The 12467-nt window shown below is 64.9% G+C and carries 15 protein-coding genes and 1 pseudogene; 12 read left to right on the top strand and 4 right to left on the bottom strand.

The genetic code is table 11. The annotated features are described in order from the left end of the window. Positions 1–93 precede the first annotated feature (93 nt). The 9 genes from DV027_RS12425 (at position 94) to DV027_RS12385 (ending at position 7168) form a co-directional block, all read left to right on the top strand. Positions 94–1083, top strand: a complete 990-nt coding sequence (locus tag DV027_RS12425; protein ID WP_130732278.1) for a ribose-phosphate pyrophosphokinase — start codon at positions 94–96, stop codon at positions 1081–1083. 82 nt (positions 1084–1165) lie between these two features. Further along, positions 1166–1756, top strand: a complete 591-nt coding sequence (locus tag DV027_RS12420; protein ID WP_130732276.1) for a histidine phosphatase family protein — start codon at positions 1166–1168, stop codon at positions 1754–1756. Positions 1757–1869: 113 nt separating this feature from the next. Further along, positions 1870–2490 (top strand): 50S ribosomal protein L25/general stress protein Ctc, encoded by a 621-nt coding sequence (locus tag DV027_RS12415; protein WP_130732274.1) that lies wholly within the window; start codon positions 1870–1872, stop codon positions 2488–2490. A 41-nt stretch (positions 2491–2531) separates the two neighbouring features. Beyond that, entirely contained in the window at positions 2532–3104 is a 573-nt protein-coding gene (pth, locus tag DV027_RS12410; RefSeq protein WP_130732272.1) for an aminoacyl-tRNA hydrolase, read from the top strand. 6 nt (positions 3105–3110) lie between these two features. Beyond that, positions 3111–4205: a redox-regulated ATPase YchF gene (gene ychF / locus DV027_RS12405; RefSeq protein ID WP_130732270.1), complete on the top strand. Its 1095-nt coding sequence runs from the start codon at positions 3111–3113 to the stop codon at positions 4203–4205. A 46-nt stretch (positions 4206–4251) separates the two neighbouring features. Then, the gene (locus tag DV027_RS12400; RefSeq protein WP_130732268.1) at positions 4252–5535 is read left to right on the top strand and encodes a glutamate-5-semialdehyde dehydrogenase; all 1284 of its coding nucleotides are present in this window, start codon (positions 4252–4254) and stop codon (positions 5533–5535) included. Positions 5536–5570: 35 nt separating this feature from the next. Beyond that, positions 5571–6164, top strand: coding sequence for a nicotinate-nucleotide adenylyltransferase (locus tag DV027_RS12395; RefSeq protein ID WP_130732266.1), 594 nt, complete (start codon positions 5571–5573; stop codon positions 6162–6164). Positions 6165–6253: 89 nt separating this feature from the next. Then, entirely contained in the window at positions 6254–6703 is a 450-nt protein-coding gene (rsfS, locus tag DV027_RS12390; RefSeq protein ID WP_130732332.1) for a ribosome silencing factor, read from the top strand. Between the two features lie 3 nt (positions 6704–6706). Next, complete coding sequence (locus tag DV027_RS12385; RefSeq protein WP_130732264.1) at positions 6707–7168, top strand: 23S rRNA (pseudouridine(1915)-N(3))-methyltransferase RlmH; 462 nt, start codon at positions 6707–6709, stop codon at positions 7166–7168. A 139-nt stretch (positions 7169–7307) separates the two neighbouring features. Here DV027_RS12385 and DV027_RS12380 read toward each other — a convergent pair whose 3' ends face one another. From DV027_RS12380 to DV027_RS12365, 4 genes and pseudogenes are all read right to left on the bottom strand, one after another. Further along, complete coding sequence (locus DV027_RS12380) at positions 7308–8057, bottom strand: CHAP domain-containing protein (RefSeq protein WP_207303485.1); 750 nt, start codon at positions 8055–8057, stop codon at positions 7308–7310. Positions 8058–8378: 321 nt separating this feature from the next. Next, positions 8379–8729, bottom strand: a complete 351-nt coding sequence (locus tag DV027_RS12375; RefSeq protein WP_130732330.1) for a RidA family protein — start codon at positions 8727–8729, stop codon at positions 8379–8381. Between the two features lie 195 nt (positions 8730–8924). Next, a pseudogene (locus tag DV027_RS12370) lies at positions 8925–9419 on the bottom strand (nucleotidyltransferase family protein); the annotation flags it as partial. Between the two features lie 29 nt (positions 9420–9448). Next, positions 9449–10534, bottom strand: a complete 1086-nt coding sequence (locus tag DV027_RS12365; RefSeq protein ID WP_130732260.1) for an XdhC family protein — start codon at positions 10532–10534, stop codon at positions 9449–9451. A 129-nt stretch (positions 10535–10663) separates the two neighbouring features. Between DV027_RS12365 and DV027_RS12360 the strand changes: the two genes are divergently transcribed. The 3 genes from DV027_RS12360 to DV027_RS12350 all read left to right on the top strand — a co-directional run bounded on the left by DV027_RS12360 (position 10664) and on the right by DV027_RS12350 (position 12327). Next, positions 10664–11044: a host attachment protein gene (locus DV027_RS12360; protein WP_130732258.1), complete on the top strand. Its 381-nt coding sequence runs from the start codon at positions 10664–10666 to the stop codon at positions 11042–11044. Positions 11045–11119: 75 nt separating this feature from the next. After that, positions 11120–11779, top strand: coding sequence for an MBL fold metallo-hydrolase (locus tag DV027_RS12355; RefSeq protein ID WP_130732256.1), 660 nt, complete (start codon positions 11120–11122; stop codon positions 11777–11779). Positions 11780–11814: 35 nt separating this feature from the next. Next, complete coding sequence (locus DV027_RS12350) at positions 11815–12327, top strand: DUF192 domain-containing protein (RefSeq protein WP_130732254.1); 513 nt, start codon at positions 11815–11817, stop codon at positions 12325–12327. The last annotated feature ends 140 nt before the right edge of the window (positions 12328–12467 follow it).

The raw sequence follows: 12467 nt of genomic DNA, 5'->3' as shown, positions 1-12467 counted from the left end.
GCCATGTGCCGGTTGATAGAACGCCGCACATACACGACGGGGGCGGAAAAACCGCCCTCCAGCGCCTCTACCGCCGCCCGGGAGCGTCACACGATGAAAATTGTCGCCTGTAACAGCAACCTGCCTCTCGCCGAGAAAGTTGCGGCGGAGCTGGGCCTACCGCTCTGCAACGCGACCGTGCGGCGTTTTGCCGACATGGAAATTTTTGTCGAGATTCATGAAAACGTGCGTGGCGAGGATGTGTTCGTCATCCAGAGCACCTGCTCGCCCACCAATGACAACCTCATGGAACTGCTGATCATGCTCGATGCCCTGCGCCGGGGCTCGGCACGGCGCATCACGGCGGTCATGCCGTATTTCGGCTATGCCCGGCAGGACCGCAAATCCGGCCCCCGCACGCCCATCAGCGCCAAGCTCGTGGCCAACATCCTGGTCGAGGCCGGTGCGAACCGCGTGCTGACCATGGACCTGCACGCCATGCAGATCCAGGGCTTCTTCGACATACCGGTCGATAACCTTTACGCAGCGCCCCTGTTCACGCGCGACATCCGTGGCCGCATGAAGCTCGAGGGCGAGCCCCCGCTGCCCTATGACGCACCGCCGATGGACATTCCCGGTGGCCCGCACAACCTCATGATCGTCTCGCCCGACGTGGGCGGCGTGGTGCGCGCCCGCCAGCTCGCGCAGCGGCTGAACGTGGATCTTGCCATCATCGACAAGCGCCGCGAACGCGCGGGCGTGTCGGAGGTGATGAACGTGATCGGTGACGTGCGGGGCCGTTACTGCATCCTGGTCGATGATATCGTCGATAGCGGCGGCTCGCTGTGCAACGCGGCCGAAGCGCTGATGAAGCACGGGGCCGCAGCAGTCGAGGCGTATGTGACCCACGGCGTGCTGACCGGCAGCGCGGTCAGCCGCGTGGCCCAGTCACCGCTGGGCATGCTGACGCTGACCGACAGCATCAGGGCGACCGAGGCGGTGAAGGAATCGGCCAATATCCGCCAGATCAGCACGGCGGCCCTGATTTCGCGCGCCATGCAGGCCATATCCGATGAAAGCTCCGTTTCCTCGCTGTTTGACTGAACGCTTTGGGGCAGGGCGGGATTGACCGCCCCGCCCGCGCGGCGCTACCCCCAAGGGTGTAGTAGAGTTGAAGGAACGACGCATGACTGACCTGATTACCCGGCCATACTGGTACCTGCGCCATGGGGAAACGGACTGGAATGCGCAGGGGCGCTCGCAGGGGCGCACCGATATTCCGCTCAATGCCACGGGTGTTGCCCAGGCCGAGGCGGCAGGGCTGCTGCTGGCGCGGCACTGGCGCGACCACGCGCCCATCGTGCGCATTGTCTCCTCGCCGCTGGTGCGCGCACGCCGCACGGCCGAGATCGTGGCCGACCAGCTTGCGGCACATGGCGCCCCCCGCCTGGAGGTCGCCCTTGATGACGGGCTGAAGGAAGTCTGCTTCGGGGCGGAAGAAGGCAAGCCGATGGGCTCGTGGTACGATAGCTGGATCGCGGGCGACTATACCCCCCCTGATGGCGAAAGCTTTGCCGACCTGCGCGAGCGCGCGGTCTCGGCCGTCAATCGCGCGCTTGAGCAAGATGGCGTGCCGCTGATCGTGTGCCATGGCGCGATGTTCCGCGCGCTGCGCGCGGCCATGCACCTCAAGCCCAACGTGCGCCTGCCCAACGCTACCCCCATGTGGGCCGAGCCGGGGGCGACGCAGGTGTGGAGTCTCACCGCGCTTTCCTGAAAAACCGGGGCTGTCCGGGCTTGGTGATTGCATAAGGCGCGGTTTTCCGTTAAACGCCGCGCACGCGCTGGCACCCCTGGAGGCCCGCGCGCTTGTGTTTCAGGAGCAGACAAGTGACCAAATTCACCAAAATCGAAGTCTCTTCGCGCGCGAAGGCTGGTAAGGGGGCAGCGCGTGCAACGAGGCGTGCCGGCCACGTGCCCGGCGTAATCTATGGCGGCGGCCAGGAACCCACCCTGATCGCGCTCGACCCCCGTATCGTGAAGCGTGAGCTGCACAAGTCCGGCTGGCGTTCGCGCATCTATGACATCTCCGTTGAAGGTGGCGCATCCGTGCACGCCCTGCTGCGCGAGATCCAGCTGCACCCCGTAACCGATGCCCCGATCCATGTGGATTACCAGCGCCTCGCCGCCGGCCACAAGGTGCATGTGGAAGTGGCAGTCCGCTTCACGGGTGAAGATGTCTCCCCGGGTGTCAAGCGCGGTGGCGTGATGAACATCGTCCGCCACACGGTCGATGTCGTGGTTGATCCGGCTGATATTCCGGAATTCTTCACCGCCGACCTGTCCAAGCTCGACTTCCACGACAACGTGCGCTGGGAAGACCTCAAGGGCACCGAAAAAGTGACCCCCGTGCTGCAGGACAACAACTTCGTCATCGCCAACGTGGCGCCGCCGAGTGTTGATGAAGAGCCCGAGGCTGCTGAAGGCGCCGAAGGCGCAGCCGAGGGCTGATTGCCCGCCCACCGCCACGAACCCTGACAGGAGACTGAACGATGCTGCTCTGGACCGGTCTTGGTAATCCCGAGGCGGGGATGAGCCGGAATCGTCACAATGTCGGCTTCATGGCGGTGGACCGGATTGCGCAGCGCCACGGGTTTGGCCCGTGGCGCAAGCGCTTCCGTGGCGAGATTGCCGAAGGCATGGTGGGGCGGCACAAGGTGCTGCTGCTCAAGCCCATGACCTACATGAACCTCTCGGGCGAGAGCGTTCAGCAGGCGGCGGCCTTCTACAAGCTGCCGCCCGAGGCCATTACGGCCTTCCATGACGAACTTGACCTCGAGCCGGGCCGCATCCGCGTCAAGCGTGGCGGCGGGGCGGCGGGGCATAACGGCCTGCGGTCGATGGACCGCATGCTGGGCACGAAAGAATACTGGCGCGTGCGGCTTGGCATCGGGCATCCCGGCAGCCGCGAGCGTGTGACGGGCCATGTGCTGGGCGATTTTTCCCGCACGGACCGCGAGTGGCTGGACCCGATGCTTGATACGTTGGCTGATGAAGCCACGCTGCTGGCGGATGGCAGGCCGGAACTGTTCATGACAAGAATGGCCGCGCAGGCCGGGGAGTAAGGGCGTATGGGCTTTAACTGTGGCATCGTGGGCCTGCCCAACGTGGGCAAATCGACCCTGTTCAACGCCCTGACCGAGACCGCGTCGGCGCAGGCCGCGAACTATCCGTTCTGCACCATCGAGCCCAATGTCGGGCGCGTGGCCGTGCCCGATGCGCGGCTGGCGGAACTGGCGCGGATTGGCAAGTCGCAGAAGATCCTGCCCACCAGCCTCGAGTTCGTGGACATTGCGGGCCTCGTGCGCGGCGCCTCGCGCGGGGAGGGCCTGGGCAACCAGTTCCTGGCCAATATCCGCGAGGTGGATGCCATCATCCACGTGCTGCGCTGCTTTGAAGATGACGACATCACCCATGTGGAAGGTGGCGTGGACCCCATCCGCGATGCCGAGATCATCGAGACCGAACTGATGCTGGCCGACCTCGAATCGCTGGAGAAGCGGATCGTGGCGCTGCAGAAGAAGGCGCGCGGAAATGACCGCGAGGCGGCAGCCCAGGTTGAACTGATGGAGCCGCTGATCGAAGCCCTGCGTGAGGGCCTGCCCGCGCGCAAGGCCATCCCGGCGGGGCAGGAGGAGGCCGTGCGCCGCCTGCAGCTCATGACCTCGAAGCCGGTGCTGTATGTGTGCAACGTGGATGAAGCCTCGGCTGCCACCGGCAACGAATTTTCCGAGCGCGTGCGCGCGCGGGCGGAAGAAGAGGGGGCGGCGATGGTTGTCGTCTCGGCTGCGATCGAGGCCGAAGTGAGCCAGCTGGGCGCGGAAGACCGGGTCGAGTTCCTGGACGGGCTTGGCCTGAAGGATAGCGGGCTCGACCGCGTCATTGCCGCAGGCTACCGCCTTCTGGGCCTGAGCACCTACTTTACCGTAGGCCCCAAGGAGACGCGGGCCTGGACCATTACCGAAGGCACGAAGGCCCCGCAGGCCGCCGCCGTCATTCATAACGATTTCGAGCGGGGCTTCATTGCGTGCGAGACCATTGCATATAATGATTACATCGCCTGCAATGGCGAGGCCGGTGCCCGTGAGGCGGGCAAGCTGCGCATCGAGGGGCGGGATTACGTGGTGCAGGATGGTGATGTCCTGCTGTTCCGCTTTAACGTCTGATACGGGCACAGTGCCCGTTCAGGAATAGATCAGGGAGTTACGGATCATGGACCAGGCTGTTGCAACCCCCACGCGGGCCGACGCACCGCAGCCGGACGTGATCCGCACCATGGCGCTCGCCTCCCGCACGGCGGCCCGCGTGCTGGCCCGCAGCACGACCGAAACCCGCAACAAGGCCCTGGGTGCCGCCGCTGCCGCCCTGCGCGCGGCCCAGCCGGAACTGCTCGCGGCCAATGCGCGTGACGTGGCGGCGTTTACCGGGGCGGCTGCCTTCCGTGACCGGCTGACACTCAACCCCGAGCGGGTCGAGGCCATGGCGCAGGGGCTTGAACAGATTGCCGCCCTGCCGGACCCCGTGGGGCACATCATGGCGGAATGGGACCGGCCCAACGGCCTGCGCATCCGCCGGGTGGCAACGCCCGTGGGCGTGATTGGCATGATTTATGAAAGCCGCCCCAATGTGGGCGCGGATGCGGCGGGGCTGTGCATCAAGTCCGGCAATGCCGTGATCCTGCGCGGCGGGTCGGACAGCCTGAACAGCGCGCGCGTGATCCATGCGGCCATGCAGGCGGGGCTTGCGGCTGCGGGGCTGCCGGTTGAATGCGTGCAGATCCCGCCCGATGCCGACCGCGCCCATGTGGCCTCCATGCTGGGGGCCGCCGGGCTGATCGACCTCATCATTCCGCGTGGTGGCAAGTCGCTGGTCGAGCGTGTCTGTGCCGAGGCCCGCGTGCCGGTGCTGGCCCATGCCGAAGGGCTTTGCCACACCTATGTGCATGCGGCGGCTGATCTGGAAATGGCGCGGCGCATCGTGCTCAACGCCAAGCTGCGCCGCCCCGGAATCTGTGGCGCGACCGAGACGCTGCTGGTGGACCAGGCCATTGCGCCGAAAATCCTGCCCGGCCTGATCGAGGATCTGGCGACCCGCGGCTGCACCTTCCGTGCCGATGATCGCGCGCGCGCGATCATCCCCGACCTGCCTGCCGCCACCGATGCGGATTTCGCCACCGAATGGCTTGATGCCGTGCTCTCGGTTGCCGTAGTCGATGGCGTGGAGGATGCGCTGGCCCATATCGCCCGTTATGGCAGCGCCCATACCGAGGCCATCGTGACGGAAGATGCGCAGGCCGCCACCACCTTCCTCAACGGCACGGATAGCGCGGTGGTGATGTGGAATGCCTCCACCCAGTTCTGTGATGGCGGCGAGTTCGGCTTTGGCGCCGAGATCGGCATCGCCACCGGGCGCTTTCATGCCCGTGGGCCGGTCGGGCTCGAGCAGCTTACCACTTTCCGTTACGAGGTGATCGGCACGGGGCAGGTCCGGGCCTGATCCTGTTGATACCGGCGCATGGCGATGGCCGACGCATGCGCGTGGGCCTGCTTGGTGGCTCGTTCAACCCCGTTCATGAGGGACATGTGCAACTGGCCTGCCGGGCGTTGCGGCAGTTGCGGCTGGATCAGGTATGGTTCCTTGTCTCGCCGGGCAATCCGCTCAAGCCGGTAGCGGGCATGGCCCCGCTGGCGCAACGGCTGGCGGGGGTGCGGGCGCGTATTGATGGTGTTGCGGGCAGGCGGCTGGTGGCCACCGATATCGAAAGCCGCATTGGCACCCGCTATACGGTCGATACGCTGGCGCGGCTGAAGCGGCTCTTCCCGCATGTGCGTTTTGTCTGGCTGATGGGGGCGGATGGGCTGGCGCAGATGAACCGGTGGCGGCGGTGGCGCGATATCGTGCAGATGGCCCCCTTCGCCGTATTGCCGCGCCCTGGCTATAATCCTGCCGCATTGCACGGCCAGATTGCCCGCAGGCTTGCGCGCTGGCGGCTGCCCGCGCGCAGGGCGGGAACGCTGGCAACATGCACGCCGCCCGCATGGGTCTTTCTTCCCGCGCCGCAGAACGCTATATCAGCTACAGAAATACGTGCATCGCAGGCCGCGCATGGCCGCCGACGGGAGTAACAGCCATAACCAGAAAGCCTATAGCCGAGAGTGGCGCCAAGCGCCGTACCGGCAGCCCCCATGCCGCGCCGCGTGCCGTCACGGGTTCACTGGGCAGTGCCGTGCAGGTGCCGGGCACGCCGCGCAAGAAGGCTGCCGTGGCCGGCCCGGCCCGTGCCGAAACGCGCGAGCCTGACCCGCGCGTGGAACAGTTTCTGGAGATCATCACCACCAGCCTGGAAGATGACAAGGCTGAGGATATCGTGGTGATCGACCTGACGGGCCGCGCTTCCTTTGCCGACCGCATGGTCATCGCCACCGGTCTGGCTGACCGGCAGATCGCTGCCATGGCCGCGCATATCGAGCGCAAGCTGGGCGAGGCCGGGCTCAAGCGCGTGCGCACGGAAGGGGCGACCGGCTCCGACTGGGTGCTGCTGGATGCAGGCGATATCGTGGTGCATCTGTTCAAGGCTGAAGCCCGCGCGCTTTATGGGCTGGAGCGCATGTGGGGCGATGACCTGGACGTGCCGCCGGAGGCGCCCGCAGGCCCGGTGGCGTAAGCCTTGTTTCACCTGATTGCCGTGGGGCGCATGAAGGACCGGGTGGAGCGCGACCTGTTCGAGCGTTATGCCACCCGGCTTTCGCCCCGCATCAAGCTGGTTGAACTGCCTGAAGGGCGCGGCGCGCCCAACGAGATCAAGCGCAGGGAAGGGCAGGCGATTCTGGCTGCCCTGCCGGATCGCGCCATTGTCGTGGCCATGGATGAAGGCGGCCGCACCTACGATAGCATGGCCTTTTCGCGCGCGGTGGAACAGTGGATCGAGACGCCGCGGCCGCTGTGCTTTGTCATTGGCGGGGCGGAAGGGCTTGATGGCCCGGTTGTGCAGCGTGCCGACCATACGCTCTCGCTTGGCAAGATGACGTGGCCGCACATGCTCGTGCGCGGCATGCTGGCCGAGCAGCTTTATCGCGCCCGCGCCATTTCAGCCGGGCATCCCTATCACCGTGCGGGCCGTCCTGACTGAAAGGCTGCCCGTGTGGTCGTTATGGAAAATGAGCATGAAGTTGCATGACCTGACGCACCACTTTTTTAAAAAAGCAGTGTTATCTCAGGTTTTTTTTGAAAAAACTGCCTGAAAACAGGCCCCGTGCCGGGTGTGCGTTTTAGCGTAGCGAACGGTTGGGCGCGTCATCCGAATAGGCGAGGGATGAGGAAGCCCGTCCGGCAATGCCCTCAGGCGCTTCGGCCACTTCCGTGCTGTTGCGGCGGGTAGTGGTATGCGCCTGCGCCATGACGGCAGGGTTGCGCATGGCCTTCTGGTAGGTGCTCAGCATCATGTGCGAGGTGGTGTCAGGCCGGGCGTAGATGAAGCCGTAGGTGGGGTAGATGCTGCCAAAGGCGCCGTTGCGGCTGTTGAGCGCCACGCGCACGGCCGACCAGTCATTATTGGGGGAGACATCGATCACCGGCACGTCGCGGCTGATGCCGCGCTGGCCCCAGTGCGACTGGTCAATGACGATGGTGCGGTTATTGACCACCTGGCGCACCACGGCCACGTGTCCAAGCGGCATGCGGCGCGTGCCACGGAAGTTGAGCACGCTGCCCTCCTCCGGTGCGTTGCCGCGTGCGTAGCGGCCTGCGGCGTTATACCACCAGTCTACCGCGTTGCCGCGAATCTCGACATCGGATGCCGCCTTGGCGAAGGCCACGCACTGGATGACATGCCCGCGCTCATGGCTATGGGTGCCATGGTAGGCGGCATGATGGACGGAAACATGATGGGAAGGGGTGGTCGGGTGCACATGGCTGACATGCCGTACGGCATGGGCCTGACCCTGTTCAGAAAACATGAATCCGAAAGTGGCCGTAAGGACGGAAAGCAAGACGCCACGCTTCATGTTTCTGATCCGCATTTTTCGCAATCTCTCCACCGCATCCGGGTGATTCTCAAAATGATCCGCTCACATCGCGTTCATCGAGTAGCAAGCCCATTGCAAGTCTGACAAGCCTGCGCTGTGGAGGATGAAGAGCAACATTGCATATTTCCCCCAAAAACGTGCTCAGATTAAAAAAATAGGAATATATTCTTTATTCGGACTGTTTACGCCCTGATTTTCCGTCGCTTATCCCAAGGATTCCAGCGGGGAGAACAGAAGTAGAATGATTCTGGGAAAGCGGGAAAGTTGCAAAAATGTGACATGTTTCACAGGCTCCCTTCCCGCTGCCCCGGGGTCTTATTTGGTCGCGATGACCATGATTTCGACCAGCACGTCCGGATGCGCCATCTTGGCCTCGACACAGGCGCGGGCCGGTGCGCCGCCCTTGGGCAGCCAGGGGCCCCATACGGCGTTCAGCGCATCACGGTCATTGATGTCCTTCAGCCAGATCTGGGTCTGCAGCAGGCGGGTGTTGTCGGTGCCATGCAGCTCCAGCGCCGCGTCGATCTGGGCCAGCACGTCCTTGGTCTGGGCCGTGATGTCGGCGGACAGGTCGCGCGCCACGAATCCCTGCGTGAACAGGAAGCCATGATACTCCACCACCTTCGACAGGATGGCGTTGGGCTCGGTGCGAATGATCTTGCTCATGTTATGGGTCCTGGTTGGTTGGTTGGCATGCGGCGCGCCACATGCGCTGCCTTCCCTCTTCGCGCTGGCCCGGGCTGAGGTCAACTGCTCCGCGCCGAAAAGGCGGCTGAATTCCGCCAGCCGTTCCGGGGTATCAAAATCCGCCGTGATTTCCGCACCTGCCGCCACCCGGGGCATGGCGGTGGCATGCCGTGCCAGCAGGTGGCGGGCCCCGCTATCGCCGTGGCCTGCCGTCAGGGCGGCAAAGAGGCTGCGGCTCCACAGCACCGGGTTGCCACGCCTGCCCTCATGCGTGGCCAGCACGCCGGGGCAGCCGGGATGGGCATGGAATGTGGCCATCATGCGGTCGAGCAGTTCCGTGCCGACCAGCGGCATGTCACCAAGGCAGATCAGCGCACCTGTTATGGTGGGGTCATCCATGACCGCCCCCACACCTGCGGCCAGCGTGCGTGACAGGCCATGGGCATGGTCGGGCGCGATGATGAAATGGGGCAGGCGGCCCGGTTCCAGCCCCAGCATTGCCGCCTGCCGGATCTCGGCGGCCCGGTGGCCCAGCACGACCACAACGGGGTCGGCCCGGCTGGCCATGACCGCGCGCAGGGTGCGGGCGATCATGGGCAGGCCGGTGGCATCCGGGGCAAGCAGCTTGTGCGCGGGCGCCGTGCGGCTCGAGGCGCCCGCCGCCAGCACGATGGCGGCGATGCGCCCCGGTGCGGCGGTCACGCCCAGCCCGATACCCGCCCCAGTGGCTTGTTGTGCCGCACGGCCACGATCTCGGCCAGGATCGAGAGCGCGATTTCCGCCGCCCCGACCGCGCCAATGGCAAGCCCAACGGGGCCGTGGATGCGCGCGATGCGGCCTGTGTCAAAACCGGCCTCATGCAGCCGGGCCACGCGGGAGGCCTGCGTTTTGCGCGAGCCGAGCGCGCCTATATAGAAGGCCTCGCTGCCCAGGGCGTATTGCAGCGTCGGGTCATCGAGCTTGGCGTCATGCGTCAGGGTAACGATGGCGGTCTGGTTATCGATACCCAGCCGTGCAAGGGCTTCATCGGGCCAGTCGGTATCCAGCGTGATGCCGGGAAAGCGCTCGGGCGTGGCAAGCTGCGTGCGCGGGTCAATGACCGTGACCGAAAAGCCGGTGGTCTGCGCCATGGGGGCCAGCACCTGCGCGATATGCACCGCCCCCACTACCAGAAGGCGCGGCGGCATGGGCACGAGATGCAGGAACCATATGGCCTGCCCCGCTTCATCTTCCAGCCGCAGGCTGCGGCCGGTTTCAAACACCTCGCGCGCGCGGGCGGCCAGGCGGGCTTCAAGGTCCGTGGCGGGGGCGGTGGCGGGGGTGCTGGTATCATACAGCAGGCGGCACGTGCCGGTGGCAAGTTCGGTCGCCATGATGACCGGCACGCGGGCGCGGCGCTTTTCGGCCACGGTTTCCAGCATTTCCAGCGGCAGCGTGCCCTGCGGGCGGGCCGGGGTGCCGATGGCGGCCACGTACACATCAAGCCGCCCCCCACAGGCCAGCCCCACCGCCCAGGCATCATCGCTCGATACGCCATGGGACAGGGCGGCCGGCGTGCCGGTGTGCATGACGGTGGCGGCTTCTTCTATGACGGCGCCTTCCACGCAGCCGCCGCTGACCGAGCCTTCGATGCGACCATTCTCGCACACGGCCATCATGCTGCCCGCAGGCCGGGGGGAACTGCCCCATGTCGAGGTGACGGTGGCAAGGGCGCAGGGCAGTCCCGCCCGGGCCCATTCAATCAGGAGATCCAGAGGATCGGGCGTAGAGGAAAGCTTTGTCATGGCAGCTTTACTTTATCAGCACGCATGTGCGCCTGTCACCCGCTGGACATGCATGCCCGAACACCCCATGTAATGTAACAACACGTGGGCCACCACAGGGTGGCCCGATGCATGAACGGAGTATTTTACATGAGCTATGTCGATCCGGTCTGGTATGTTGTGGCCGATAGCATTCACGCCCGCATCCTCAAGCACGGCGAACACGGCCTGGCCACCATCACCCACCTCAAGAGCGACGATGCCAAGGGCATGGATGCCCCGCGCAATGGTGCCTATGGCAAGGTGATTGCCGAGTTCCTGAACAAGGCCATCCGCGCGAAGGAAACACCGGGCCTGGCGCTTGCCGCCCCCGGCGAGGTGATGCACCAGATCCGCGAACATCTGGACGTGGAAGCCCGCCCGCTGGTGGTGAAGGTTGTCGAGCATGACCTGACCAACACACCGGACAACAAGCTGGCCCCGCATTTCGATATTCCGGCCACCGGCTGGCCGCTCGCCAAGGAGCGCTGAGCCGCCTGCGTGGTTCAGTAACGGTGCGCCCCGCGGTAGCGTGGGGCGCATTTTTTGTTTGTAGGGCTTTTTATCATGCCAGCACCCCTGTCACTCGAAGTCGTGCCCGTGACCGCATTCGGGCAGAACTGCTCCATCCTGTGGAACCCCGATACGCATCATGCGGTCGTGGTTGATCCCGGGGGTGATGTGCCCCGCATCATGGCCGCCCTGACGGACAGGGCCCTGACGGTGGATGCCATCTGGCTCACCCACGGCCATCTCGACCACGCGGGCGGGGCCGATGCCCTGCGGCGCGCGCTCTCGGCCCGGCAGGGGGCTCCCGTGCCGGTGCTGGGGCCGGATAAGGCCGATGCGCCCCTGCTTGAAACCATTGTGCAGCAAGGCGCCCTGTTCGGCCTGACCGGGGTGGAAAATGTAAGGCCCGACCGGTTTGTAAAGCATGGTGAAACGCTCGAAGCGCTGGGCCACAGCTTTGAGGTGCGTCATGTGCCCGGCCATACGCCGGGCCATGTCGTGTTTTATGATCCCGCTGCCCGTTTCGCCTTTGTGGGCGATACCCTGTTCAAGGGCGGCGTGGGGCGGACCGATTTCCCCTATGGCGACCATGCGCAGCTGATTGGGGCGATCGGGCGGGAATTGCTTACATTGGATGATGATGTCACGATCCTGCCCGGTCATGGTCCCGCAACGACAATCGGCGCGGAGCGGAAGGGCAATCCCTTCCTGACCTGACAGACAGATCAAAGGGTGCAGGAGAGTATTTGCTTATGATGTCCTTCAAGGCGGGCCGGTGGCTGGCCCTGGCCGTATGCATGGCCGCAGTGTCCGTTCCCGCCATGGCGGCGGAGGAAACGGGTGAACCCACCCACGCGCAGGCCCCGCTGCCCACCGTGCCGCTCACCATCACCACGGCCGATGGCGCAAAGCACGTGTTCACGGTGGAAAAGGCCATGACCCCGCGCGAGCAGCAGGTGGGTGAGATGTTCCGCCCGTCAGTGCCTGCCGATGCCGGGATGATCTTCGTCTGGTCCTATCCGCGCCAGAGCGACATGTGGATGGAGAACACCAAGGCCCCGCTCGATATCGTCTTTATCGGCGCGGATAACCGCATCTCCTCCATTGTCGAGAACGCCGTGCCACTCAGCCTGGCCCGCATCAGCAGCCACGGCCCCGTGCGCGCAACCCTGGAACTGCAGGCCGGCATTACCGAAAAACTGGGAATCGTGGTGGGTGACAAGGTCGATTCTGACGTGCTGGCCAACAAGCCCGCCGGTAAGTGATTCTATTATCTGGCTGTTTTCCGGGGGCTTGATGGCACCCCGGACCATATTTTTCATCTCCGGTGCGATTTTCTGATTGACGGTATGTGATGGTGGTCCTATATCCCCAATCACCGGCGGCGCTGAGGAAACTTCTTGAG

Origin of the sequence: Komagataeibacter xylinus (assembly GCF_004302915.1) — a bacterium.
GTDB lineage: Bacteria > Pseudomonadota > Alphaproteobacteria > Acetobacterales > Acetobacteraceae > Komagataeibacter > Komagataeibacter xylinus_C.
The sequence above is the reverse complement of the archived record's forward strand: the minus strand, read 5'-3'. Positions and strand labels throughout refer to the sequence as shown.